Origin of the sequence: Raineyella fluvialis (assembly GCF_009646095.1) — a bacterium.
GTDB classification, from domain to species: Bacteria; Actinomycetota; Actinomycetes; order Propionibacteriales; family Propionibacteriaceae; genus Raineyella; species Raineyella fluvialis.
In genome coordinates, this window is sequence record NZ_CP045725.1 from 2,151,805 (window position 1) to 2,173,991 (window position 22,187).

21 protein-coding genes, 1 tRNA gene, 2 pseudogenes and 1 riboswitch are annotated in these 22,187 nt (G+C 69.3%); of the genes and pseudogenes, 12 read left to right on the plus strand and 12 right to left on the minus strand.

The genetic code is table 11. From position 1 onward, the window contains the following. The first annotated feature begins 18 nt into the window (after nucleotides 1-18). From Rai3103_RS09710 to Rai3103_RS09725, 4 genes are all read left to right on the plus strand, one after another. Complete coding sequence (locus tag Rai3103_RS09710) at nucleotides 19-987, plus strand: DoxX family protein (protein ID WP_153572439.1); 969 nt, start codon at nucleotides 19-21, stop codon at nucleotides 985-987. Nucleotides 988-1,072: 85 nt separating this feature from the next. After that, nucleotides 1,073-1,912, plus strand: a complete 840-nt coding sequence (locus tag Rai3103_RS09715) for a PSP1 domain-containing protein (protein WP_228488830.1) — start codon at nucleotides 1,073-1,075, stop codon at nucleotides 1,910-1,912. A 97-nt stretch (nucleotides 1,913-2,009) separates the two neighbouring features. Then, nucleotides 2,010-2,082: transfer RNA gene (locus tag Rai3103_RS09720), tRNA-Thr, on the plus strand. 136 nt (nucleotides 2,083-2,218) lie between these two features. Continuing rightward, nucleotides 2,219-4,051: a polysaccharide deacetylase family protein gene (locus Rai3103_RS09725; RefSeq protein ID WP_153572440.1), complete on the plus strand. Its 1,833-nt coding sequence runs from the start codon at nucleotides 2,219-2,221 to the stop codon at nucleotides 4,049-4,051. Nucleotides 4,052-4,131: 80 nt separating this feature from the next. Here the strand turns inward: Rai3103_RS09725 and Rai3103_RS18520 are convergent, their stop codons facing one another. Together Rai3103_RS18520 and Rai3103_RS09735 are read right to left on the minus strand one after the other, a co-directional pair. Beyond that, on the minus strand, nucleotides 4,132-4,866 hold the full coding sequence (locus Rai3103_RS18520; RefSeq protein ID WP_194793082.1) for a transglycosylase family protein: 735 nt from the start codon (nucleotides 4,864-4,866) through the stop codon (nucleotides 4,132-4,134). A 163-nt stretch (nucleotides 4,867-5,029) separates the two neighbouring features. Then, nucleotides 5,030-5,500 carry a GatB/YqeY domain-containing protein gene (locus Rai3103_RS09735; RefSeq protein ID WP_153572441.1) on the minus strand — a complete coding sequence of 157 codons (471 nt, stop codon included), beginning with the start codon at nucleotides 5,498-5,500 and terminating at the stop codon, nucleotides 5,030-5,032. A gap of 141 nt (nucleotides 5,501-5,641) precedes the next feature. Between Rai3103_RS09735 and Rai3103_RS09740 the strand changes: the two genes are divergently transcribed. Both Rai3103_RS09740 and Rai3103_RS09745 read left to right on the plus strand, forming a co-directional pair. Continuing rightward, a complete protein-coding gene (locus tag Rai3103_RS09740) occupies nucleotides 5,642-6,856 on the plus strand; it encodes an NAD-dependent epimerase/dehydratase family protein (protein ID WP_153572442.1) in 1,215 nt (404 codons plus the stop codon). Between the two features lie 19 nt (nucleotides 6,857-6,875). Next, the gene (locus Rai3103_RS09745) at nucleotides 6,876-8,027 is read left to right on the plus strand and encodes a glycosyltransferase (RefSeq protein WP_153572443.1); all 1,152 of its coding nucleotides are present in this window, start codon (nucleotides 6,876-6,878) and stop codon (nucleotides 8,025-8,027) included. 69 nt (nucleotides 8,028-8,096) lie between these two features. Here the strand turns inward: Rai3103_RS09745 and Rai3103_RS09750 are convergent, their stop codons facing one another. The 3 genes from Rai3103_RS09750 to Rai3103_RS09760 form a co-directional block, all read right to left on the minus strand. Further along, complete coding sequence (locus Rai3103_RS09750) at nucleotides 8,097-8,873, minus strand: DODA-type extradiol aromatic ring-opening family dioxygenase (RefSeq protein ID WP_153572444.1); 777 nt, start codon at nucleotides 8,871-8,873, stop codon at nucleotides 8,097-8,099. 76 nt (nucleotides 8,874-8,949) lie between these two features. Then, nucleotides 8,950-9,465 carry a SixA phosphatase family protein gene (locus Rai3103_RS09755; RefSeq protein WP_153572445.1) on the minus strand — a complete coding sequence of 172 codons (516 nt, stop codon included), beginning with the start codon at nucleotides 9,463-9,465 and terminating at the stop codon, nucleotides 8,950-8,952. Nucleotides 9,466-9,474: 9 nt separating this feature from the next. After that, the gene (locus tag Rai3103_RS09760) at nucleotides 9,475-10,518 is read right to left on the minus strand and encodes a TRM11 family SAM-dependent methyltransferase (protein WP_153572446.1); all 1,044 of its coding nucleotides are present in this window, start codon (nucleotides 10,516-10,518) and stop codon (nucleotides 9,475-9,477) included. A gap of 57 nt (nucleotides 10,519-10,575) precedes the next feature. Beyond that, a riboswitch (Fluoride riboswitch) is annotated at nucleotides 10,576-10,653 on the plus strand. A gap of 45 nt (nucleotides 10,654-10,698) precedes the next feature. Here Rai3103_RS09760 and Rai3103_RS09765 point away from each other — a divergent pair. Genes Rai3103_RS09765 through Rai3103_RS09775 form a run of 3 tightly spaced genes read left to right on the plus strand, consistent with a single transcriptional unit; the run spans nucleotide 10,699 to nucleotide 12,073 of the window. Beyond that, entirely contained in the window at nucleotides 10,699-11,241 is a 543-nt protein-coding gene (locus tag Rai3103_RS09765) for a universal stress protein (protein WP_153572447.1), read from the plus strand. Continuing rightward, nucleotides 11,238-11,699 (plus strand): fluoride efflux transporter FluC, encoded by a 462-nt coding sequence (locus Rai3103_RS09770; protein WP_153572448.1) that lies wholly within the window; start codon nucleotides 11,238-11,240, stop codon nucleotides 11,697-11,699. The genes Rai3103_RS09765 and Rai3103_RS09770 overlap by 4 nt, the downstream gene beginning before the upstream one ends. After that, nucleotides 11,696-12,073: a fluoride efflux transporter FluC gene (locus Rai3103_RS09775; RefSeq protein ID WP_153572449.1), complete on the plus strand. Its 378-nt coding sequence runs from the start codon at nucleotides 11,696-11,698 to the stop codon at nucleotides 12,071-12,073. Before Rai3103_RS09770 ends, Rai3103_RS09775 begins: the two co-directional genes overlap by 4 nt. Nucleotides 12,074-12,092: 19 nt before the next feature. On the opposite strand, the gene rbsD is transcribed toward Rai3103_RS09775, so the two are convergent. The 7 genes and pseudogenes from rbsD to Rai3103_RS09810 all read right to left on the minus strand — a co-directional run bounded on the left by rbsD (nucleotide 12,093) and on the right by Rai3103_RS09810 (nucleotide 18,734). Then, the gene (rbsD, locus tag Rai3103_RS09780; RefSeq protein WP_153572450.1) at nucleotides 12,093-12,485 is read right to left on the minus strand and encodes a D-ribose pyranase; all 393 of its coding nucleotides are present in this window, start codon (nucleotides 12,483-12,485) and stop codon (nucleotides 12,093-12,095) included. A gap of 3 nt (nucleotides 12,486-12,488) precedes the next feature. Continuing rightward, complete coding sequence (locus Rai3103_RS09785; protein ID WP_153572451.1) at nucleotides 12,489-13,388, minus strand: ribokinase; 900 nt, start codon at nucleotides 13,386-13,388, stop codon at nucleotides 12,489-12,491. Then, complete coding sequence (locus tag Rai3103_RS09790) at nucleotides 13,385-14,344, minus strand: D-ribose ABC transporter substrate-binding protein (protein ID WP_153572452.1); 960 nt, start codon at nucleotides 14,342-14,344, stop codon at nucleotides 13,385-13,387. Before Rai3103_RS09790 ends, Rai3103_RS09785 begins: the two co-directional genes overlap by 4 nt. Before the next feature lie 71 nt (nucleotides 14,345-14,415). Then, nucleotides 14,416-15,401: pseudogene (locus tag Rai3103_RS09795) on the minus strand (ABC transporter permease). 15 nt (nucleotides 15,402-15,416) lie between these two features. Beyond that, a complete protein-coding gene (locus Rai3103_RS09800; protein ID WP_153572453.1) occupies nucleotides 15,417-16,916 on the minus strand; it encodes a sugar ABC transporter ATP-binding protein in 1,500 nt (499 codons plus the stop codon). Continuing rightward, nucleotides 16,913-17,923 (minus strand): LacI family DNA-binding transcriptional regulator, encoded by a 1,011-nt coding sequence (locus tag Rai3103_RS09805; RefSeq protein WP_153572454.1) that lies wholly within the window; start codon nucleotides 17,921-17,923, stop codon nucleotides 16,913-16,915. The genes Rai3103_RS09800 and Rai3103_RS09805 overlap by 4 nt, the downstream gene beginning before the upstream one ends. Nucleotides 17,924-18,170: 247 nt before the next feature. Then, nucleotides 18,171-18,734 carry an inorganic diphosphatase gene (locus Rai3103_RS09810; protein WP_153572455.1) on the minus strand — a complete coding sequence of 188 codons (564 nt, stop codon included), beginning with the start codon at nucleotides 18,732-18,734 and terminating at the stop codon, nucleotides 18,171-18,173. Nucleotides 18,735-18,817: 83 nt separating this feature from the next. Here Rai3103_RS09810 and dacB point away from each other — a divergent pair, with 83 nt between their 5' ends. The 3 genes and pseudogenes from dacB to uidA all read left to right on the plus strand — a co-directional run bounded on the left by dacB (nucleotide 18,818) and on the right by uidA (nucleotide 22,143). Beyond that, a complete protein-coding gene (dacB, locus tag Rai3103_RS09815; RefSeq protein ID WP_153572456.1) occupies nucleotides 18,818-20,158 on the plus strand; it encodes a D-alanyl-D-alanine carboxypeptidase/D-alanyl-D-alanine endopeptidase in 1,341 nt (446 codons plus the stop codon). 181 nt (nucleotides 20,159-20,339) lie between these two features. After that, entirely contained in the window at nucleotides 20,340-20,651 is a 312-nt protein-coding gene (locus Rai3103_RS17775; protein WP_228489374.1) for a hypothetical protein, read from the plus strand. Then, nucleotides 20,594-22,143, plus strand: a pseudogene (gene uidA / locus Rai3103_RS09820) (beta-glucuronidase). Before Rai3103_RS17775 ends, uidA begins: the two are co-directional and overlap by 58 nt. Nucleotides 22,144-22,187: the final 44 nt, after the last annotated feature.

Here is a 22,187-nt window from a genome sequence, read left to right on the forward strand (position 1 = left end):
GACATGAGGACGTGAGCCGTGACTACTCGTGACCCCGACGAGGCCGACGAGGCCCCCAAGGCCGACGCTGCCGCTGCCGACGTCGATCGTCCCGAGGAGTTCGGCGGCGGTGACGAGAACGAACCCACCAGGACCCGGATCTCGCGGGCCGACCTGCGACGCTACACCGAGCAGCAGGGCGAGGAAGAGTCCTCCGCTCGGGCCGCCGGTTCGCCTGAGGCCCGGACAGAGGTCTTCGGGGAGGGGGACGAGCCCGCATCCCAGGAGACGCCGACGGTCGTCCGTCGCGAGCCGCTGGTGTCGCGCCGGTCCTCCGAGCGTCCCGCCACCCCGGCCGCCGAGGTGCCGGCGCATACCCCGCCCGCCGACACGCCCGCGGCCACGAAGGTGATGGGGTCCCCGCCGGAACCCACCCCCGACGAGGCAGCTCTGCTCGCGGAACGTCGCGCCGACCGTGAGCGTGCTCTCGGGAAGCGCCGACCCCAGCCGGCCCCCGCCGAGGTGCCCGCGCCTCCCTCGACGAAACTGGGTCGTACGACGGACCGCTTCCCGGTGGCCCTCGGCATCTTCCTGCTGCGCCTGGCGGCCGCCGCGGTGCTAGGCGTCCGTGGGGCTCAGCAGTTGATGGACATTCCGGGGACGACAGCGACCGTCGCGGCCACCGCCCTGCCCTACCCGGTGATCTTCGCCTGGGTGTTGGCCGCCGCCTCGGTGCTCATCGCCGTGGCGCTGGTGCTGGGCCTGGCCGTCCGCGTGGCCGGGGCCGGCGCGGCCGCGATCGGGGCCGGGGCACTCGTCTTCGTGTACTGGTGGAAGAGCCCGTTCGACCCCGGCATGGCCGGATTCCACGGCGAGACCGAGCTGCTGCTCGCCGCTGTCGGTCTCTTCCTGCTGCTGACCGGTGGTGGGAGCTGGGGCATCGATGCGGCCGTCCGCAAGGGCCGCCTGACGCGCAGGGCGGACAAGTACAACGCCGAGCTGATCTGAGCGCCGGGGATCCGCCTCCCTCCTGACCGCACGGGCGCTGCGGCCGTGCCGAGCCGTGATGGCTGGGAGCGACTAGGCTGTCTGCGTGCAGCAAGTGATGGCGGTCACGTTCGAGAAGCACGGTCAGCTCCACTACGTGGACCCGGCCGGGCATCGGGTGAGCGTGGGCGACTTCGTCATGGTCCCCACCGATGAGGGGCCGGAGGTCGCCCAGTGCATCTGGGCCCCCGAGGGCGTCGTCCAAGGAGACTTCGGCGGACTGCCCGCCTGTCTCGGCCTCGCCACGGAGGCCGATCTCGCCCGTGACCGGGAGAACCGCAAGTTCCGGTCCCAGGCCCGCATCGTCGTGAACCGCCTGGTCCGGGAGCATGACCTGCCGATGAAGGTCATCGGCCTCGACTACCTCGATCGGTCCAAGGAGTTCGATCGCGAGGTGATCGTCTACTTCACCGCGCCCCATCGGGTCGATTTCCGTCAGCTCGTCCGCGACCTGGCCAAGGCTCTCCAGGCACGGATCGACCTGCGCCAGATCGGAGCTAGGGACGCGACCCGGGTCACCGGGGGTATCGGCAACTGCGGCCGGGACCTGTGCTGCTCCACCCATCTCAGCCGGTTCGAGCCCGTCAGCATGCGCCTCGCCAAGGACCAGGACCTGCCCTCGAACCCGCTGCGCGTACAGGGCGCCTGCGGACGGCTGATGTGCTGTCTGAAGTACGAGCACCCGCTCTACCAGGACTTCCTCAAGAAGGCGCCCAAGATCGGCTCGCGGGTGAAGACCCCGGACGGCGAAGGTAAGGTCATCGGCCACTCCGTCCCGTCGGACTCCGTAGTGGTGCGGGTCGACGGCACCGGTGAGGTCACTCGGTGTCCCCAGGCGGACGTCTGCCCCGCCCGCCGGGCGTTCGACAGTCGCGGACGGGACTGATCCGAGCCCGCCGGGCGGCGTTCCCCGTCGATTGGAGCTCCACCAGTGGTGCCGCTATAGTTATCGCTTGTCCGCGCGGGCTCGTCCCGGGCGGTCGGCCACCTTAGCTCAGTAGGTAGAGCGACGCTCTCGTAAAGCGTAGGTCACCGGTTCGATCCCGGTAGGTGGCTCCGCCCGGCCCTCGCGCGGCCTGCCTGTGTGTCCGACAGAACACCCTGCTAATCGGAATCTTTGTCGTACCCTGATCTCATCCGCGGTCGCTGATGTTCTTCGGCTTGGACGAGCCCGCGGTCCCGAGGGGACGTCATGAAATCTCGACGTGTCCGAGCGGGTGCGCTGCTGGTGGCAGCCATCCTCGGCTTTTCCTTTGCGCTCTCGGGCTCCCCGGGCGCCCTGGCAGCACCGACACAGACTCCGGCCACGTCGTCGCCTGCCACCGCCACCCCCAAGCCCACCCCCACCGCGAAGCCCACCGCCAACTCTTCGTCAGGCGTCACTGCGAACTCGGACGCCGCTCCCCAGCCGATGATCGCCCCTGACGTCGTGACCGCGGCGCTCACGCCCGGCGAAGAGGCGATCGCCGCCAAAGCGGCCTCCTCGGTCTCCGTCCTGGGAGCGCCGACCTCCTCGGTCACCTGTGGGCTGGTCGACGGCGGCTGTATGCAGACGTTCGAGCACGCCACGATCTACTGGTCCCCGGCCAGCGGAGCGCACTGGACGCGTGGCGCGATCCGGGACAAGTGGCGCAGTACCGGAGCCCAGGACGGGTTCCTCGGCTATCCGGTCAGTGATGAGTTCTGCGGCCTGGTCCAGAGCGGCTGCGGCCAGCACTTCCAGCACGGTGAGATCTACTGGACGCCGTCGATCGGCGCGCACTGGTTGCGGGGCTCGATCGTCGAGTCCTGGCGTCGCCAGGGTTGGGAGAACGGCTTCCTCGGCTACCCGTTGAGCGATGAGTTCTGTGGGCTGCGGGAGAGCGGGTGCGGTCAGCACTTCCAGCACGGTGAGATCTATTGGTCACCCGGGACGGGGGCGCACTGGTTGCGGGGCTCGATCGTGGAGTCGTGGCGTCGCCAGGGCTGGGAGAACGCGTTCCTCGGCTACCCGTTGAGCGATGAGTTCTGTGGGCTGCGGGAGAGCGGGTGTGGCCAGCACTTCCAGCACGGCGAGATCTACTGGTCACCCGGGACGGGGGCGCACTGGTTGCGGGGCGCGATCGTCGAGTCCTGGCGCGGGCAGAACTGGGAGAACGGGTCCCTCGGCTACCCGTTGACCGATGAGTTCTGCGGCCTCGTCAACAGTGGGTGCGGTCAGCACTTCCAGCACGGCGAGATCTACTGGTCACCCGGGACGGGGGCGCACTGGTTGCGCGGCTCGATCGTCGAATACTGGCGCGACGCGGGCTGGGAGAACGGGCGCTACGGCTACCCGACCTCCGACGAGATCTGCCGGATCATGGCCGGTGGGGTCCGGCACTGCGAGCAGACCTTCCCGCGCCTGGTGATCAACTTCCGCAGTGATACGGGTGTCATCGACTGCGGCCGGATGAAGTGCATCGCCCTGAGCTTCGACGACGGCCCCAGCTCGAACACCAGCCGTCTTGTCGACATCCTCGACGGGAACAACGTGAATGCCACGTTCTTCAACGTGGGGCAGAACGTGGGGGTCTACCCCTCAACCGTGCGCCGCTCGTACGGGAACGGCAACGAGATCATGAATCACACCTGGGACCACCCCGATCTCACCACGCTCAGTTCGACAGGCGTGTCCTCCGAGCTCTCGCGGACGTCCGACGTCATCGGCTCGACGGTCGGCCGCCGCCCGACGCTGATGCGACCGCCGTACGGGGCCTACAACTCCACCGTCACGAGCGTCGCCGGTCAGCAGGGGATGGCCGTGATCCTGTGGAACATCGACACGCGCGACTGGGAATCCCGCAACACGTCGGCCGTGATCACTGCGGCGACCGGGCCTGCCTCCTCCGGGAGCATCATCCTGATGCATGACCTCTACCCGACGACGGTGGACGCGGTGCCGTCGATCATCAGCAACCTGAAGTCGAGGGGATACGTCCTGGTGACGGTCCAGGACGTGATCGGCGATCCGCAGCCGGGACGCGTGTACAGCCGGCGTCCCTGACCACCGAAGAACACCGGAGGCCCGGTCCTCGCTCGGGGGTAGCGAGGACCGGGCCTCCGGCCGTTCTGAGGGGGCGTCGCTCAGACGCCGGCCTTGACCGAGCACACCGGCCATGCGCCCCAGCCCTGGGAGGCCTGGACCCGCTGGGCCACAGCGATCTGCTGCTCGCGGCTCGCGCTGCTCGCGGAACCGGTACCGCCGTACGCCGACCAGGTGGACGGCGTGAACTGGAGGCCACCGGAGAAGCCGTTACCGGTGTTGATCGACCAGTTGCCGCCCGACTCGCACTGGGCGATCCGGTCCCACACGGTGGACCCGGAGGACACCGTCGCGGCGGGGCTGGAGGTCGACTTGGTCGTCGCCTTGACGGTCGACCTCTTCGCGGTCTGATGGGACTGGGCCGCGGCCGGCTTGGTGGTGCTGGCGGCCTTCTTGACGGTCGACGTCGTGAGGTCGTTCAGGTAGCGGCTCGCCACCCAACGGTGCTTGCCGTGGTACTCGATCTGCGTCCAGTGCTGGGTCGTCACACCGGTGAGGGTGACGGTCGTGCCCTTCGGCAGGGTGGTCAGGCGCTCGGACTCGATCGAGGCACCGGTGCGGACGTTCAGGTTCACCGTGGTGACGGCCGTCCGTACGGTCGACACCTCCGATGCCTCGCTCTTCGGCGTCGCCGAGGTCGCGGCCGTGCTGCGCACCTCGGAGTGTGACCGGGGAGCGGCCTGGGCGGCGTGCGCGTTCGCGGCCGGCACGCCGATAGCGAGGGCCGACATCCCGACGAGGGCGCCGAGGGTGCGAGTCATGGTCTTGCTGGTCATGATCCTCCCGGAGATCCGGATAGGGGTCTTACGGACGCCCCGACACTAGGCGAAGATCACGGAAAGATAAAGGCAAGATCTCGAATTCATAACGTTCATGGTGTCGATGGAACCCGAGGAACCCCGGCGGAACGCCGATCCGCCGGGGTTCCTGTGAGATGCGTCACTTGTTCGCCAGGCGGCCCTTGACCAGCCCCGCGACCGCCCCACCGTCGAAGCGGCCGGCGATCCGGGCGTTGACGGCCTTCATGATGGTCCCCATCTGCTTCATCGTCGGGGCCTCGCCGGTCTCGGCCTCGATCGCCGCGAACTCCGCGTCGATCAGCGCCTCCACCTCGGCGGAGGTCATTGGCTGGGGGAGGTAGGCCTGCAGGATCTCGGCCTCGGCCAGTTCCTTCTCCACGAGGTCCTGACGCCCGCCCTGGGTGTACGTCTCCGCGGAATCGCGGCGCTGGCGGACCTCCTTGGTCAGCAGGCGCTGCTCCTCCTCGGCGGTCAGTTCGTGGGCCGTGCCCTCCACCTCGGCGTTGGCGATGGCGGCCAGTGCCATCCGGATCGTGCCCAGCCGCTGCTGGTCATGGGCCTTCATCGCGACCTTCATATCGGCGCGCAGCCGGTCCTTGAGTTCTGCCATCAGGTGCTTCTTCCTTCGTCGGCTCCGGTGTACCCCTCATCCTGTCACGCACGACTGCGCGCGAACGGGAGCGTCGGGGTGGTGCGTTATCGTGGGGCGAGCAGTCGGTGCAACAGTGACCGACGGACACCTGGAGGCGTTGTGAAAGTTCTGGTCCTCGGCGGCGACGGATTCTGCGGTTGGCCGACCGCCCTGCACCTGTCCGACAGGGGTGACGAGGTCGTCATCGTCGACAACCTGTCGCGGCGGGCGATCGACCAGGAGCTGGGTGCCGAGTCGTTGACCCCGATCGCCTCGGTGGATGAGCGGCTGTCCGCGTGGCTCGAGGTGTCCGGCAAGCAGATCCGGTTCCGCAATGTCGACCTCGCCCAGGACTATGACGGCGTGCTGGCCCTGCTCGCGTCCGAGCGGCCCGACGCGGTGGTCCACTTCGCCGAGCAGCGGTCGGCCCCGTACTCCATGAAGGACTCCGGCCACAAGCGCTACACGGTCGACAACAACGTCAACGCGACCCACAACCTGCTCGCCGCGGTCGTCGAGTCCGGTCTGGACATCCACGTGGTGCACCTCGGCACGATGGGCGTGTACGGCTATGGCACTGCCGGGATGGAGATCCCCGAGGGCTACCTCGACATCGAGATCCCCCGCAAGGATGGCGGCGAGCCGGTCCAGCAGCAGATCCTCTACCCGACCAATCCGGGCTCGGTCTACCACATGACCAAGACGCTGGACCAGCTGCTCTTCGCCTACTACGTGAAGAACGACCGGCTGCGCGTCACCGACCTGCACCAGGGCATCGTCTGGGGCACCAACACCCCCGAGACCACGCTCGACGAGCGGCTGGTCAACCGCTTCGACTACGACGGTGACTACGGCACCGTGCTCAACCGCTTCCTCATGCAGGCCGCCGTCGGCTACCCGCTGACCGTGCACGGCACCGGCGGGCAGACCCGTGCCTTCATCCACATCGTCGACACCACCAAGTGCGTCGCGATGGCCCTCGACAACCCGCCGCAGCGGGGCGAGCGGGTGAAGATCCTCAACCAGCAGGCCGAGACCCTGCGGGTCCGCGACCTGGCGAAGAAGATCGCCGAGATGACCGGTGCCGAGCTGGCCCTCGTCCCGGATCCACGCAAGGAGGACCAGGAGAACGACCTGCTCGTCGCGCACGACACCTTCCTGTCGTACGGCTGGCAGCCGATCACCCTCGACGACGGCCTGATGATGGAGGTCACCGAGATCGCCCGCAAGTACGGGGAACGGTGCGACATCACCAAGATTCCGGCCCGCTCGCTGTGGACGAAGGAGCAGAAGGCCGGCGTGCCGGAGGGCTACGAGGAGCCGGTCCGGGCCTGACCCGGCGGTCCGAGGCACCGTGCGCATCGCCATCTTCTCCGAGGTCTTCCTGCCGAAGATCGACGGTGTGGTCACCCGACTCGTCCGGACGGTCGAACAGCTGAAGGCGCTCGACCAGGAGGTCGTCATCTTCTCGCCGGGCACCGACCTGGATGAGTTCTGCGGCTACCCGGTCGTGCGCGTCCGCTCGACGCGGCTGCGCCCGTGGTACCCCGAGATCCACATCGGCCTGCCGACCCCTCGGATCGCCCGGACCCTGGAGGAGTTCACCCCGGACGTCGTCCATGCGGTCAATCCGGTGGCCTTGGCGGCGTACGGGGTGTTGTCCGGCAAGCGGCGCAACATCCCGTTGCTGGCGTCCTTCCACACCGACCTGCCGAAGTACACCGAGGCGATGGATCTCGGCTTCCTGCAGAACTTCGCCAAGAGCTACATCAGTGGTCTGCACAACCTGGCCGACATGAACCTCTGTACGTCCCCGCAGATGGTGGAGGCGGCCCGGGCGATCGGCATTCGGCGGGTCAGGCTGTGGCCGAAGGCCGTCGACACGGTGATGTACCACCCGGACAAGCGCAACGCGCAGATGCGGGCCCGGCTCACCGACGGACACCCCGAGCAGCCCCTCGTGGTCTACGTGGGGCGCATCGCGGTGGAGAAGAAGCTCGACGTGCTGCGGAGCGCCCTCGAGCGGATGCCGGGCGTCCGCCTCGCCGTCGTCGGCTCGGGTCCCGCCAGGGACCAGCTCGAGAAGGACTTCGCCGGCACTCCCACCGTCTTCACCGGATACATGAGCGGCGACGAGCTGGCGGCGGCGTACGCCTCGGCCGATGTCTTCGCCTTCCCGTCGACCACCGAGACGCTCGGCCTGGTGGCCCTGGAATCGATGGCCAGTGGCGTCCCGGTCGTCGGGGCACGCGCCGGTGGCATCCCGGACGTGATCGCCGACGGGGAGAACGGCTTCCTGTTCACGCCGGGCGACCACGTGGAGCTCGCCGACCAGGTGATGCTGCTGCTGAGCGACGTCGACCTGCGCCGCCGCTTCTCAGCCGCCGGGCGTGCGGAGACCGAGAAGTGGGGCTGGCGTGCCGCGACCGAGCGGCTGCTGGACTACTACCAGCACGCCCAGGAGGTCCACTGGCGGGCCTGGCGGAACCGCCAGTACACCACCTGAGGCGTCAGCCGAAGGTCCAGGACCTCCACCGAGGCGTCAGCCGAAGGTCCAGGACCGCCACCTGAGGCGTCAGCCGAAGGTCCAGGACCGCTTCGACAGGCCGATCCAGGAGCCCTCGATCTCGGTGGCGCCCTTCTCGTCGCCCGACGCGCTGACGGCGCCGAGGATCGCGTGGATGGGGGCCCAGTGCTCGGTGCGCGGGTGCGCGATCCGGGCCTCGGGGGCCTTCGTGGCGAAGTCCAGGATCGCGTCGATGTCACCCTTCGTGACGACGTCGGCGGCCCAGGCGTCGAACTCGGCGAGCTGGGGGAGCGGCGGGGAGTCGACGTACTGCGTCATCGCCCGCAGGTTGTGCGTGGTGAAGCCCGAGCCGACGATGAGCACCCCGTCGTCGCGCAGCGGTGCGAGCTGCTGGCCGAGGGCGAACAGGGACCGGGGGTCCAGGGTTGGCAGCGACAGCTGCAGGACCGGGACGTCGGCTTCCGGGTACATCTCGACCAGCGGAACGTACGCTCCGTGGTCGAGGCCGCGGGACTGGTCGACCTGGACTGTCGTCGACGAGGCGAGGAGGCCGCCGACGGTCTCGGCGAGGGCCGGGGCTGTGGGGGCGTCGTACGTCACCTGGTAGTACTTCTCCGGGAAGCCCCAGAAGTCGTAGATCAACGGTGCGCCGACCGTCGAGGACACCGTGACCGGCGCCTCCTCCCAGTGGGCCGAGATCATCAGGATCGCCTGCGGGCGCGGCAGTTTGCGGGCCCACGCCTTCAGTTGTCGGGGCCAGACGGGGTCATCGGCGAGGGGCGGGGCGCCGTGGCTGAGGAAGAGGGCGGGCATGCGATCGGTCATGTCTCGAGGGTAGCGATTGGTTCAACATTCAACAAGATCCTGTGCCGTCGGTCCGCTCACCCGTCACGACCCCGAGTCAGTCCACCCGAGCCTGGGTGAGCCGGGCCTTCTCGAGGTCGTGCCAACTGCCGTCGAACTCCAGGCGGACGATCGTGGCGGTCGGGAAATGGTGGGCGATGGCCGACTTCGCCCCGCGGTCCGAGTCCGCCGGGTCGATCAGGTCCGAGGCGAGAGCGGGGATCCCGGGCGCATGCCCGACGACGAGCAACGTCCGTACGCCCTCGTCGACGGTGCGGAGCTCGGAGAGGATCCGGTCGGCCCCCGCGTTGTAGAGGTCCCACAGGTACGTCGCCGGTGCGTCGACGCCCAGGCCCTCGAGGGTCTCGCGGGTGCGTACGGCTTCCGAGCAGAGGGCGAGGTCGATCCCGTCGCCATGCTTGCCCAGCCAGCGGCCGACGGCGTGCGCCTGTCTCCTGCCGGTGTCGGTCAGGCGGCGCTTGTCGTCGGTCTCCCCGGCGCGCAGCACTTCGGCCTTCGCGTGGCGCAACAGATAGAGGACGTGCGCGGGGACCGCGGCGTGGCGCTTCTCCATGCGGTCAGCCTACTGGGCGGTGTCGCTGCCGAGAGGCTTCACGGCGACCAGGACATCGCGCTGGATCGAGGCGTCCACCCGGTGCTCGAAGCCGAGCCAGGGCCCGTCGTTCTTGACCACCAAGCCGGTCTCCTCGACCATCGCGACGAGGTCGCCGCGGCTGAGTCCGTGGGTGTTCCAGGACAGGCCGAGGGCCCCGCCGTCCCTGAGCTGGTGGGCCCAGACGCCGAGGGAGCCCTTGAGCAGGCCGGCCGGTGAGCGGTCCCGCTTGCCGGTGGTGCCGACGACGTCGGAGCGCGAGCCGTGGACGACGCCGTACGGGGCGTCGGTCACGATGGCTTCGAACCGCCGCTTCCCCCACAGCTTGGCGGAGGAACGGGTGTCGCCGGTGAAGACGCCCATGGTGAGATCGCGGTCGTCGAGGTGGACCGTCGCCTCGAACTTGCGCCCCAGGCTCTTGCCCTCGCGGCGGACCGGGACCGTGTCGGCCTTGTGCTTGAGCCGCTTGCGACGCAAATAGGTCTTGAGGAACGCGGCCATCTGCTCGACGGCCTTCTCGTCGACCTCCACCCCGGCGGCGTTGAGGCCGGCCGTCCAGGCAGTCGTCAGCGTCGTGCCCCGTCCGCTCAGCGGATCCAGCACCGTGGCTCGCTCGTTCAGGGGGCACTCGACGGCCGCCAGGGTGACATTGAGGAGCAGCCGGGTGAACTGCTCGTTCGTCTTGCCGGGGTACTTCGGGATGGTCACCAGATCGTCCTCGAAGACGTCCGGGTCGGCCACCTCGATCGGGCGCAGCAGCCCGTCGGGGCGCTCCTCGAAGAGTGCCAGGAAGGTCGACTGCCGGGCGATCAGCCGCAGGGCCTGCGTACGTTCCTCGTCGCTGCCCTCCAGCGAGTCCGTCTCGAACCCCAGGTAGTCGATCCCCGCGAGCGTCCGTGCCGCCACCTCACCTGCGCCCGGGGCGCAGATCGCCAGCTCCGATGAGGCCATCGTCGCCGCCTGCGCGGCATAGACACGGTTGGCACCGGGATGGGCGAGCATGAGGAGACGCATGGAGGGATCATCCCACGCCGCCCGCACCTCCCGGCGGTCCGTCGAGCGGGAGTACGCTGCACCGTGGGCGATGGATCCCGCCCGGGCTCTGATCGGGCCCGAACCGCCGAGTCGGCTGATGGTTCCTGTCCAGCATCCATGAATGCGGGCGGGCCCGTGCTGCCCGCTGAAAGGGGTCCGATGCCACACGACGTCCCCCAACCCCACCCCACCCGGATCACGCCCTTCACGGACCATCCGATCGTTGTCGGGATCGTGCCCGGCCAGCCCGACCTGGTCGCGCTCACCGCGATCTCCCTCGCCCGGGCCAGTGGTGCCACCCTGTACTTCGCGTACGTCGACCCGGAGCGCTCGACGGTTGAGGAGTTCGCCGACGGGACCGTCCGGCACACTCCGCTGGACCCGGACGCGGCGGGTGACACCTGGCGCCGGACCGAGGAGGAGCTGAAGGAGGCCGCAGGCGGGTTGATGGCTCAGGCTGACGACGTGGCCTGGGAGTTCCGCTACCTGGCCGGCCGTCCCGACCGGGCGCTGACCCACCTGGCCCGTGCCATCGATGCGGCCACCTTCGTGGTGGGGGCGCAGACCGCTGGTCTGCAGGGCCGGGTGCGGGAGCTGCTGGAGGGCTCGGTGTCGTTCCACCTCACCCACCACCAGCACCGACCCGTCCTGATCGTGCCGCTGCAGGTGGTGGACTGGTACCAGCCGGTGGTGCGCGGATGAGTGGTGGTCACACCCTGCCCGCTCACCTGCGGCCGCGCCTGGTCGGACTGGTCGCCGCCGGCGGCGTGCTCGGAACCGCCGTCCGGCAGGCGCTCTCCCTGGTGGTGCCATCGGTCGGAGGCTTCCCGGTGGCGATCTTCCTGATCAACCTGACCGGCGCCTTCCTGCTGGGGCTGCTGCTCCAGGCCTTGGCCCTGTCCGGGCCGGATGAGGGCTGGCGCCGCGACCTGAGGCTCGGCGTCGGCACCGGTGTTCTCGGCGGCTACACCACGTACAGCAGTCTGGCGGTCGCTACCGGCGGTCTGCTCGGTCACGGGCAATGGGTGGTGGGCCTCGGCTACGGGCTGGGCAGCGTGCTGGTCGGCGCGTTCACCGCTGGGCTCGGCATCGTGCTCGCCGAACGGATCATGAGCGCCCGTCGATCCACCTCCCGATCCGTGCGGGGAGGGACGCGATGAGCCCGCTGGTCTTCCTCGCTGTCTGTCTCGCCGGGGGAGTGGGCGCGGCCCTGCGGTTCGTCGCCGACGGGTGGATCCGGTCCCTGGTGTCGATGCGCTTCCCGTTCGCGACCACCGTCATCAACGTCACCGGCTCGTTCGTGCTCGGCCTGGTCACCGGGGCGGCCGGGGCCCACGCGGTGCCCGCGGTCTGGTCCGCGGTGCTCGGGGCCGGCCTGCTCGGCGGCTACACCACGTTCAGCACCGCCAGTGTGGAGGCCGTCCGGCTCCTGCTGGCCCGCGACCTCGGGCTGGCGCTGCGGACCGGCTTCGGCATGCTGGCGGCCGGCGTGCTGGCTGCGCTCCTGGGACTGTGGCTGGGGGCACTGGCCTGACCTGAGGGAGGCGGACGACTCAGAAGGGCACCGAGCAGGTCAGGACGACGTTGGCGTAGGGGGTGTCTTCCCCCGTCCTGATGATCAGCGACGCCTCGGGTAGCCGTCGCTTGAGGTCCTCATGGGGGAGGTACTCGAGGTCCGCGACACCGGTGGCCAGTTCACGCACCCAGGTCTCGACGACGGAGTCCCGCGCCTCGCCGGCGATCAACGCCCCTTCGATGACGATCTCGTCCAGGACCGCCCGCAGCACCTCGGTGAACTTCGGCACTCCGCGTACGAGTGTCAGGTCGACGACCACTGCCCCGGCGGGCAAGGGGAGGCCACAGTCCGCGATGACCACCTGCTGGGTGTGGCCCAGCCGGGCGAGGCCGGCGGCCAGGGCCGGGTTGAGGATGCCCTGCTTCTTCATGGGTCACTCCGGGAGTTCGTCGAGGCTGCGCGGGTAGGAGGGCTGGGCGCCGTGGTGGCGGACGGAGGCGGCGGCGAATCTGACCGCGAATCGGGCCGCCTCGACAAGGTCGTCGCCCCGGTCGAGCCGAGCCGCCAACGCTCCGACGTAGGCGTCTCCGGCTCCCACGGTGTCCACGACGTGGACGTGCGGTGAAGGGACCTGGGTCGTGCCGCCGCTGGTCACGACGATGCAGCCGTCCGCTCCCACCGTCACCACGACACTGGGAACCCCCGCGCGGTGCAGGCGTTCCGCCAGGACCTGGGGTGCTTCCTCACCGGCGGATGCACCGGTCAGGATCTCGAGGGCGGCCGCGGCTTCGATCTCGTTGACGACCAGTGGGTCCGCCCGCCGCAGCACATCGGCTGCGACCGGGACGGCCGGCGCCAGATTCACGACCAGCCGACCGGCCGCTGCCCGGGCCACGGCCGCCACGGCTTCCACGGGCAACTCGCCCTGGACCACGACCAGGTCGGCCGTCGCGTACGCGGGAGCCGCCTCGGCGACGGCGTCGGCATCCATGGATCCGTTCGCGCCCGCCACCACGACGATGGAGTTCTCGCCATCGGCATCGGTCGTCACCACCGCGAGCCCGGTCGGTAGTTCATCGACGCGCACCGCGCTCAGGTCCACGCCGGCGTCACGCAACAGGCGCAGCGCCACCTGGCCCTGTGCGTCGTCACCGATCGCACCGACCATGACGACATCCGCGCCCGCCAGCCGGGCGGCCAGGGCCTGATTGGCCCCCTTGCCGCCCGGCTGGGTGTCACTGGAGATCCCCAGCACCGTCTCACCGGGCCGCGGCAGGTCTGCCACCCGGAGCAGGAGATCGGCGTTGAGGGATCCGACGACGGCAACGGTCACTTCTGGTATCCGCTCACGTTGTCCTTGGTCACCGTCTTCACCGGCACCGGAATGCTCTTCTGGGCCGTGCCGCCAACCGCGTTGATGGCCTGGTCCACGGCCAGCTTCCCGAGCTCGGCGGGCTGCTGAGCGATGTCGGCGGCCATCGTGCCGTCCGACACGGCCTTGATCCCGTCCGGGGTGCCGTCGAAGCCGACCACCATCACGGACTTGCCCGCCTTGTCACCGAGGGCCTTGATGGCGCCCAGTGCCATCTCGTCGTTCTCGGCGAAGATCGCCGTGGCCTCGGGGTGGGCCTGCAGCAGGTTGGTCGCGACGTTGAGCCCTTGGGTACGGTCGAAGTTCGCCGTCTGGGTGGCGACGATCGAGAGGTTGGGGTACTTCTTCAGCGTCTCGCTGAACCCCTTGCCGCGGTCGATGGATGCCGACGTGCCGGGGGTGCCCTGGAGCCAGATCACCTTGCCCGTGCTGTGCGTGGCCTGGGCCAGAGCGTCGGCGGCCTGACCGCCACCGGCGACGTTGTCGGAGGCGATGAACGAGGCCACGTCGACGCCCTCGACGCCGCGGTCGACCGCGACGACCGGGACTTTCGCCCCGATGAGCGCCTTGACGCCGCCCGCCACGGCCTTCGAGTCGACCGGGTTGACGATGACTGCCTTGGCGCCCGAGGTCTGGGCGTTGCTGAGCTGGTTGAGCTGGGTCGAGGCGTCGTTCTGGGCGTCCGAGACGAGCAGGTCGACCCCCTTGGCCTTCGCCTCGGCCTGGGCGCCGTCGCGCAGCGACACGAAGAAGGGGTTGTTCATGGTCGAGATCGCCATCGCGATCTTCGTGCCGGAGGAGCTGGCCGAGCCGCTGGCGCTCGGACTGCCGTTACCGGAGCAGCCGGCGACGAGGACGACGCTGAGGCCGGTGGCCGCCAGCAGGGCGAGCCCGCGGCGGGTGAGGTTGATGGACATGTCTTCCCTTTCTCTTCCTTGAGAATCGGTGGGGTACTGCGTTGCTGGGGGAGCTGGGGACGTGAGCGGGGTCAGTGCGAAGGCTCGTGGCGGCGCAGGACATCGAGTGCCACCGCGATGGCGATGACGAGCCCGATGACGACCTGTTGCCAGAAGGACGAGACGTTGAGGATGTTCAGACCGTTGCGGATGACCGCCAGGAGGAGGGCCCCACCACGGTCCCGGAGATCCGGCCGACGCCACCTGCCAGCGACGCGCCGCCGATGACGACGGACGCGATGGCGTCGAGCTCGTAGCCGGTAGCTGCCTGGGGCGCCGCGGTGAAGAGGCGTCCGGCCAGGACCAGGCCGGCCATGGAGGTGAACAGCCCGGACAGTGCGAAGACCAGCACCTGGACGCCCCTGACCGGGATGCCTGACAGGCGGGCGGCCTCGAAGTTGCCGCCGACGGCGTACATGGAGCGGCCGACGGCCGTGTTGTTGAGGATGAACGAGGCGATCAGCCCCATCACCACCATCACGACGATCGGCATCGGGACCGGCCCCACCGACCCGCCGAGGAAGTTCACCGCATCAGGGGTGGCGATCGGCTGTCCGCCCGAGATCACCAGCGTCAGGCCGCGGGCGACCGAGAGCATCGCCAGGGTCGCGATGAAGCTGGGCAGGTGGAGGAAGGCGTTCGCCAGACCGTTGACCGTCCCGAACAGCGTTCCGACGAGGAGCCCGAGGATCAACGCCACGGCGCCCGGAAGGCCCATCTGCGTGAACGCGTACGCGGAAACCATTCCGGCGATGGCGGCGACACTGCCCACGGACAGGTCGATACCCGCCGCCACGATGACGAAGGTCATGCCGAACGCCATGATCGCGACAGTGGCTGCCTGGATGCCGATGTTCAGGATGTTCGCCGCACTCAGGAAAGCGGGTGTCGCGAGCGCGAGGGCGCCGCACAGGATGACGAGACCGACCAGGGCGCCGTTGTTCGCCAGGAAGGACCGCACCAGATGGCCCGCGGAGGGCCTGGCCCGGCGTACTGCCGCATTCTCGTTGACGCTCATGCGTTCACTCCTCGCTCACGCGCCGATTTCGGCGTTGTTGACGTTCTTCACGGCGAGTGTCATCACCGCGTCCTGGGTGGCTTCGGCTGCGGGCATCTCGCCGGTGATCTGCCCTTCCGACATCACGAGGATGCGGTCGGACATGCCGAGCACTTCGGGCAACTCCGACGAGGCCATCAGCACCGCTCCGCCGCCCTCCACCACCGCATTGATCAGTTCGTAGATCTCGACCTTCGCGCCGACATCGACGCCGCGCGTGGGTTCGTCGAGCAACAGGACCTTCGATCCGGCGAGCACCCACCGCCCGAAGACGACCTTCTGCTGGTTGCCGCCGGACAGGTCGCGGACCCGTTGGTCGATACTGTGCATCCGGATCCGGAGCCGCTCGGAGACGGATCGGGCCCGTGCCCGCTGACCGCGGCGATCCGGGATGCCCAGATGCGCCGAACTGAAGAGGGTGGCCAGGCCCAGGTTCTCCCAGATCGAGCCGCCGAGGACGAGCCCCTGCTGCTTACGGTCCTCCGGAACGTGGCCCAACCCTGCGGCGATGCTGTTGGCCACCCGGCCCCGCTTCAGCCGGCGTCCGGCCACCCGGACACTGCCGGCGTCGTACCTGTCGACGCCCGCCAATGCGCGGATGACCTCGGTCCGGCCGGCGCCCATCAGGCCGGCGAGGCCCACCACCTCACCGGCATGCACCGTGAAGCTGATGTCGGAGAACTTGCCAGCGCTCGACAGCCCCTCCACCTGGAGGAGCTCCTCCCCGAGCTGGGCCTGCCGAGGTGGGAACTGCTGGTCGATCGGGCGCCCGACCATGAGCTTCACCAGCTCCGGCTCCGGGGTGTCCGGAGGGACCTGGGCGACCAGGTGCCCGTCCCGCAGGACCGAAACGACGTCGCCGACCAGCGGGATCTCATCCAGGTGGTGGCTGATGAAGGCCATCGCCACGCCACGTTCCTTGAGCCGGTGCATGATCGTGAAGAGCTGCTCGATCTCCCTGCCCGTCAGGGCGGCGGTCGGCTCGTCCAGGATGAGCACGCGGCTGTTCACGGACAGCGCCTTGGCGATCTCGACGAGTTGCTGCTGGGCGATGCCCAGTCTGCCGACGGGCGTGTCGACGTCGAGGGGCAGGCCGACGGCGTCGAGAGCCTCGCGAGCGATGGAACGGGCCCTGGGCCGCGACAGGACGCCGAGGTGGGTCGGGAAGCGTCCGAGGACGACATTCTCGGCGATGGACAGGCTGGGTACGAGGTTCAGTTCCTGGTGGATCGTGGCGATGCCCAGCGCTTCCGCCGCCCGCGGGTCGGAGATGTGCACCGGTTCGCCGTCGACGAGGATCCGGCCGGAGTCCGGTCGGTGGATGCCGGCGACCATCTTGATCAGCGTCGACTTCCCCGCGCCGTTCTCGCCCAGGAGGACATGTACCTTGCCCGGCTCGATGGTCAGCGACACGTCCTCGATGACGCGTACGGGGCCGAACGACTTGGACACGTGGTCGAGTTGGACGGTCGTCATGGCCGAGTCCTTCTGTTCGGTCGTCCGGTGGAGTCGCGAACGATGAGTGAGGTGGGGAGTGTGACGTGCGGGTGCGAGAGCTCCTGACCCGACAGCAGCGCCACGAGGAGGTCGACCACTGCCTCTCCCATCCCGTCCACGTCCTGACGGATGGCCGTGAGGGCGGGGGAAACGACCCGGAAGACGGGAAAGTCGTCGAACGACGCCACGCTGATGTCGCCGGGTGCTCGGAAGTCGGGGCCGGACCAGAGGTCGAGGCACTCCATCGTGTGCGGACCGTACGCGAACACCACTGCCGTGCAGCCGTCCTCGACGAGCCGCCGAAAGGCTTCACGGGGCCCTGCGGCGTCGGCTCCGCGTTCGATGCGCACGCCCTCGGAGAAGTACTGCGGCGCGGCCGAGGCGAAATAGTCATGTCGCTCGCGGCCGGTCGAGGTTCCCAGGGGGCCGGCCACCAGTCCGCACCGGGTGTGTCCGAGTCCGGCCAGGTGGGCGAACGCGGCCCCCAGCCCCATCGCACTGTCGCTGACCGCGTAGGGAATGTCGAAGCCGTCGGCGATGCGGTCGACGAAGACGAGAGGCAGTTGGGCCGCCACGAGCGTTCGGAGGGCGGCGGACTGAGGGTTCTGCGGTGCCAGGATGAGGCCGTCGACGCGCTGCTGGGTCACGTGTTGCAGGAAGAGGTCCTGCGTCGATTCGTCCTCCGAGGCGTTGCCCAGGATCATCGCGTAGCCGCTCGAGGCCAACCGCGTCTGGATCGTGTGTGCCAGGTAGGCGAAGTGTGGGTTCCGGATGTCACTGACGAGGAGGCCGACCACGCCGGTCCTCGACATCCGCAACGACCGCGCCACGCCATTGGGGGAGTAGCCCATGTCGGCGGCCGCCTTGCGTACGGCCGATCGTGCCCGCTCCGACGTCTGGTCCGAGCCCGTCAGCACGCGGGAAGCGGTGGCAGGAGAGACTCCCGCCTTCGCGGCGACGTCCCGGATGGTGACGGTGCGTGGCACTCCAAGCTCCTTTGCGTGGATGTAAACGATTCCATGGATTCGTTTCCATGAGTCTGCACCTCGGGGCCGGATGTGTCAACGGGGTCCCGCGGAGGCGCAGGACGTCGTTCCTCGCCCGGGACGCAGATCCGCCGCACTCCCGTCCGTTCGGCGCCAATGAGGCGGGAGCGGACGACAATGCGGCGGATGAAGTCTTACCGGGATGGGCTCGTGCGATCAGGCCTCAGGTCGTGAGGCCTCGGCCCGGTCAGTAGTGGTTGACCTGCAGCTGCTCGTAGTCGGTGCCCTTGGCGCGATCCATCGAGGCGCGGATCTCGGCCTCGGCGTCGTCGCGCGAGGCCCAGGTCGCACCTTCGACCGACTTGCCGGGCTCGAGGTCCTTGTAGACCGTGAAGAAGTGCTCGATCTCCAGGAGCTGGAACTCCGGGATGTCCTCGAGGTCCTGCAGGTGGTCACGACGGTGGTCGGCGACCGGCACGCACAGCACCTTGTCGTCGCCGCCGGCCTCGTCACGCATGCGGAACATGCCGATCGCGCGGCACTTGATCAGGCAGCCCGGGAAGGTCGGCTCGGGGACCAGCACCATCGCGTCCAGCGGGTCGCCGTCCTGGCCCAGCGTGGTCTCGATGAAGCCGTAGTCGGAGGGGTACTGCGTCGCAGTGAAGAGCGTGCGGTCGAGGACGATCCGGCCCGTGTGGTGGTCCATCTCGTACTTGTTCTTGGTGCCCTTGGGGATCTCGATGGTCACGTAGAACTCCAGCCCACTGGGCTGCGTCGCCGAACCACCCGACACTCGGTAATCGTCAGTCACCTTTGGCTCTCTCTATCATTTGTCCGGACCGGTCACGGGCGAGACTACCGAACCGACTGGCGGGGTGTGAGGAGTGTGCTGCAATGCGTCGACCGACAGGCCACCGCGTCGTTCTCGCCGTGGGGTCCCTTGTCTGCGCCCTCGCCCTCGCCGCGGTGGCGACCGAGGCGGGTGCCGGCGCCTGGATCGAGGAGCGTACGGGGGCCGCTCCGACCCTGAGCGGGGCACGCCAGGCCGACATGCGGACGGCCACCGACGTCACCCTCCCGGTGGGTCACACCGTCGTCCCCGGCGCGGTGACGGGCGGAGCAGTGCCCGACGCCGCCAAGCTGGCGGCGACGATCGGCGCCGTCCCCCTGGACGGGCTGCAAGGGGGACGTTTCGGCATCGTGGTCGACCCGGCCAGCGGGCGGGTGCTCTATGACCAGGGCGCGGGACAGACCGTGTTACCGGCCTCCAGCCTGAAGCTCCTGACGGTCACGGCCGCGCTCGACCTGCTCGGCCCGGACCACGTGTTCACGACCCGGGCGGTGGTGACCGATCCCGGCACCGTCGTACTCGTCGGAGGTGGTGACCCGTACCTCTCGTCGGGGTCGGTCGCGACCGCTCATCCGGAACGCGCCAGCCTCGAGGTCCTCGCCGACCGGACCGCCGCCGCCTTGAAGTCCGGCGGTTCCACCAGCGTCTCGCTGCGCTGGGACGCGTCCCTCTTCGGCCCCCCACAGTGGCATCCGGACTGGCCGACCCTCTACGCCGACCAGGTCACCCCGGTCACCGCCCTGGTGGTGAACGAGGGACGGCTCTCGGGTGTCAGCCCCGGACCACGGACCCAGAATCCGTCCGCGGAGGCGGCGAAGGCCTTCGCCCAGGCGCTGACGGCCAGGGGGATCACGGTCAAGGACCAGTCCGCCCTGACCGGTTCCGTCCCGTCCGGGGCGGGTGAGCTCGGCCGGGTCGAGTCGATGCCGCTGTCCTCGATCGTGGAGTCCCTGCTGAACACGTCCGACAACGACGCCGCGGAGATGGTCGCCCGCCAGGTCGGCATCGCCGCCGGCACCGGCGCGACCTTCCAGGGGGCCACGACGGCGGTGGAACAGGTCCTGCGCCGGCGCGGCCTGTGGGATTCGGGGGCCGTCCTGAGGGACGGCTCGGGGCTGTCGCGGAACAACCGGGTGACGCCGCGGATGCTCGCCGGCGCCGTCGCCCTGGCGACGGGGGACGCGGACACGCGGTTCCGGCCCCTCCTCGAGGGACTCCCGGTGGCGGGGGCCACCGGCACCCTCACGGCACGCTTCGGCCGCAGTGGCAGCGAGGCCGGCCGTGGCCTGGTCCGGGCCAAGACCGGCACCCTGAGCGGTACGAGTGCGCTGGCCGGCTATGCCGTCACCACCTCCGGGGGGTCGTCGTGTACTCGTTCGTGGTGAACGATGCCTCCAACGACGACACGGCCAGGGCCTGGCTCGACCGGGTGTCGTCCGCCGTGGCCGCCGGCTGACCCCAGCGCCGGGGGAGGGGCAACTTGCGGCAAGTGCGTGCCCGCACCGCACGCAACGGGCAGAGTGACGAGGAACCGACCGCTCGCCACCCGCTCATCGAGGAGCCGCCATGCTGCGACCGCAGGAGAACGCCACCCGCGAACTGAAGTCCCTGGCGGGTCTATGGAGGTTCCGCGCCGATGCCGACGGCGTCGGGCGCGCCGAGCGGTGGTATGCCGGGCCGCTGCGCCGGCCCATCGATATGCCGGTCCCGGCGAGCTACAACGAGATCACCGCCGACCCGGCGCTCTACAACCACGTCGGCGACGTCTGGTACCAGACCACCACCTACGTCCCCGAGGCTGGACGGACCGCAGGGTCGTCCTGCGCTTCGACTCGGCCACCCACCGGGCCACGGTCTGGGTCAACGACACCGAGGTGATGAGCCACCAGGGCGGCTACCTGCCGTTCGAGGCCGACGTGACCGACCTGGTCACCCCGGGGGAGCAGGTGCGGATCACCGCCGTGGTGGACAACCGGCTCGACTGGACGACCATCCCGCCGGGGTGGATCGAGGAGACGCCCGAGGGCGTGCGGCAGAAGTACTTCCAGGACTTCTTCAACTTCGCCGGCCTGCACCGCCCCGTGTACCTCTATGCCACCGACCCCTCCCATGTCGACGACATCACCCTTCGTACCGACTACGAGGGCCGCACCGGCCTGGTCGACTACGACGTCGTCGTGTCGGGCGAAGGCGACGTGTCGGTGGCGGTCGCCGACGCCGACGGTGTGGAGGTCGCCGCCGCCGCGGGCGCCTCCGGTCGGGTGGAGATCCCCGAGGTCCGGCTGTGGCGCCCCGGCGTCGGCTACCGCTACGACTTCCGGGTCACTGTGCGGCGGGATGGCCGGGTCGTCGACACGTACGTGCAGAAATTCGGTGTACGGACCGTACGTATCAGCGGGACGCAGTTCCTGATCAACGACGAGCCGTTCTACTTCCGCGGGTTCGGCATGCATGAGGACCACCACGTCTTCGGCAAGGGCCAGCACGACGCGTCGATGGTCCATGACTTCAACCTGCTCGCCTGGACCGGCGCCAACTCGTTCCGCACCTCGCACTACCCTACAGCGAAGAGAACATGGAGTACGCCGATGCCCACGGCATCGTCGTCATCGACGAGACACCGGCCGTCGGGCTCAACCTCGGCATCATGGGCGGCATCTTCGGGGGCGCCACCCAGGGCTCCTCGGTGACCTTCCGCCCCGACCGGATCGGCGAGGCCGCCCAGGCCCAGCACGCCAGCGAGATCCGCGAACTCATCGCCAGGGACAAGAACCGGCCCTCGGTCGTCCTCTGGTCGATCGCCAACGAGCCCGAGTCGGAGACCCGGGAGGCCGCCGAGTACTTCCGTCCCCTCTTCGACGTCGCGCGCGAGGCGGACCCCACCCGCCCGGTCGGCTTCGTCAACGTGATGCTCGCCCCCGCAGGGACGTGCAAGGTCACCGAGATGGCTGACGTCGTGATGATCAACCGCTACTACGGGTGGTACGTCGACTCCGGGGACATCCCGAACGCCATGCGCAACCTGCGCACCGAGATCGCGCGCTGGGTCGAACTGGAGGACAAACCGATCCTCTTCACCGAGTTCGGTGCCGACACCATGGCCGGCCAGCACGGCCTGATGGGCACCATGTGGACCGAGGAGTACCAGGCTGACCTGATGGCGGCCACCCTCGCGGTCTTCGACGAGTTCCCCCAGGTCAGGGGCGAACACATGTGGAACTTCGCGGACTTCCAGACCTCGGCGGGGATCATGCGACTCGACGGCAACAAGAAGGGTGCCTTCACCCGGGACCGGCGTCCCAAGGCCGTCGCGCACCTGCTGCGCCGGCGCTGGACCGCGGTCCATGGGCACGACAAACCCTCCTCCTGACGTCCCCTTCATCGCGCGCGAACGCCGGCCCGCGCACCTCCACG

What these genes read in the sequence shown, in the direction of transcription:
- Rai3103_RS17775 (WP_228489374.1), top strand. Translation starts at nt 20,340, where the DNA reads ATGCTGCGACCGCAGGAGAACGCCACCCGCGAACTGAAGTCCCTGGCG.
- Rai3103_RS18520 (WP_194793082.1), bottom strand. Translation starts at nt 4,866, where the DNA reads ATGACCAGCAAGACCATGACTCGCACCCTCGGCGCCCTCGTCGGGATG.
- Rai3103_RS09790 (WP_153572452.1), bottom strand. Translation starts at nt 14,344, where the DNA reads ATGTCCATCAACCTCACCCGCCGCGGGCTCGCCCTGCTGGCGGCCACC.
- dacB (WP_153572456.1), top strand. Translation starts at nt 18,818, where the DNA reads ATGCGTCGACCGACAGGCCACCGCGTCGTTCTCGCCGTGGGGTCCCTT.
- Rai3103_RS09725 (WP_153572440.1), top strand. Translation starts at nt 2,219, where the DNA reads ATGAAATCTCGACGTGTCCGAGCGGGTGCGCTGCTGGTGGCAGCCATC.
- Rai3103_RS09735 (WP_153572441.1), bottom strand. Translation starts at nt 5,500, where the DNA reads ATGGCAGAACTCAAGGACCGGCTGCGCGCCGATATGAAGGTCGCGATG.
- Rai3103_RS09755 (WP_153572445.1), bottom strand. Translation starts at nt 9,465, where the DNA reads ATGGAGAAGCGCCACGCCGCGGTCCCCGCGCACGTCCTCTATCTGTTG.
- Rai3103_RS09760 (WP_153572446.1), bottom strand. Translation starts at nt 10,518, where the DNA reads ATGCGTCTCCTCATGCTCGCCCATCCCGGTGCCAACCGTGTCTATGCC.
- Rai3103_RS09800 (WP_153572453.1), bottom strand. Translation starts at nt 16,916, where the DNA reads ATGACGACCGTCCAACTCGACCACGTGTCCAAGTCGTTCGGCCCCGTA.
- Rai3103_RS09765 (WP_153572447.1), top strand. Translation starts at nt 10,699, where the DNA reads ATGCCACACGACGTCCCCCAACCCCACCCCACCCGGATCACGCCCTTC.
- Rai3103_RS09750 (WP_153572444.1), bottom strand. Translation starts at nt 8,873, where the DNA reads ATGACCGATCGCATGCCCGCCCTCTTCCTCAGCCACGGCGCCCCGCCC.
- Rai3103_RS09770 (WP_153572448.1), top strand. Translation starts at nt 11,238, where the DNA reads ATGAGTGGTGGTCACACCCTGCCCGCTCACCTGCGGCCGCGCCTGGTC.
- rbsD (WP_153572450.1), bottom strand. Translation starts at nt 12,485, where the DNA reads ATGAAGAAGCAGGGCATCCTCAACCCGGCCCTGGCCGCCGGCCTCGCC.
- Rai3103_RS09775 (WP_153572449.1), top strand. Translation starts at nt 11,696, where the DNA reads ATGAGCCCGCTGGTCTTCCTCGCTGTCTGTCTCGCCGGGGGAGTGGGC.